The organism is Pseudomonas sp. 05T35 (assembly GCF_056396605.1).
The window spans coordinates 1-503 of record NZ_JBFTLU010000940.1 but is presented as its reverse complement, the minus strand read 5'-3'; the positions used below and the strand labels follow the sequence as shown (position 1 = coordinate 503).

The window sequence follows — 503 nt, the reverse complement described above, 5'->3', positions numbered from 1 at the left end:
GTCACCGAAGGCGGTCAGATCACTTACACCGCGACCCTGACCAACCCGGCCGGCACCGCGATGAGCGTGACCCTGTCCAACGGTGCAGTGATCAACATCGAAGCCGGCAAAACGTCCGGTTCCGTGGTGGTCGAYACCCCGGCGAATGACGTCTACAAAAACGGCAGCACCGTCAGCACYACCATCGARAGCACCACSGGCGGCAACTTCGAGCAGTTGACCCCGAGCACGACGCCRGCGGTCACCACSATCACCGATTCGATCGACAACACCGGYCTGTCCCTGGCGGCSACCGGTTCGGTCACCGAAGGCGGTCAGATCACYTACACCGCSACCCTGACCAACCCGGCCGGCACCGCRATGAGCGTGACCCTGTCCAACGGTGCAGTGATCAACATCGAAGCCGGCAAAACGTCCGGTTCCGTGGTGGTCGATACCCCGGCGAATGACGTCTACAAAAACGGCAGCACCGTCAGCACCACCATCGAAAGCACCACCGGTGG

General features: G+C 62.4%; 1 protein-coding gene. It reads left to right on the top strand.

The window, feature by feature from the left end; genetic code table 11:
- Positions 1-503, top strand: a 503-nt coding sequence (locus AC1DH9_RS30800) for an immunoglobulin-like domain-containing protein (protein WP_477809540.1), incomplete at both ends; no start/stop codon positions are given.